General features: G+C 59.5%; 1 protein-coding gene. It reads right to left on the reverse strand.

Going from position 1 to position 504, the window contains the following annotated elements:
• A partial coding sequence (locus tag EOB49_RS34635) for a phosphomethylpyrimidine synthase ThiC (RefSeq protein ID WP_206526203.1) occupies positions 1-504 on the reverse strand: 504 nt, incomplete at both ends.

Consider the following 504-nt stretch of genomic DNA (forward strand, 5'->3'; position numbering starts at 1 on the left):
CAGATCGGCTGCATGGGCGGCTATCTTGTAGGTGATCACCCCAATCTTGACGTCGTTGCGGTCGGGAAGGCCGAGATGCTCTTTCGGCGTGACGTAGCAAAGCATTGCGGTGCCGAACCAGCCTATCATGGCGGCACCTATCCCTGAGGTGATGTGGTCATAGCCCGGCGCGATGTCGGTCGTCAGCGGCCCCAACGTGTAGAACGGCGCCTCACCGCACACTGCGAGCTGCTTGTCCATGTTCTGCTTGATCTTGTGCATGGGGACATGGCCCGGGCCTTCGATCATCACCTGGCAGTCCTTTGCCCAGGCAATCTTGGTGAGTTCTCCAAGTGTTTCCAGTTCGGCGAATTGCGCCGCGTCGTTCGCATCGGCGATTGAACCGGGACGAAGGCCGTCGCCGAGCGAGAAGGAGACGTCATAGGCTCTGGCGATGTCGCAGATCTCCTCGAAATGCTCGTAGAGGAAGCTCTCCCGGTGATGGTGCAGGCACCATTTGGCCAT

The organism is Mesorhizobium sp. M7A.F.Ca.MR.148.00.0.0, assembly GCF_003997735.1.
Lineage (GTDB): Bacteria > Pseudomonadota > Alphaproteobacteria > Rhizobiales > Rhizobiaceae > Mesorhizobium.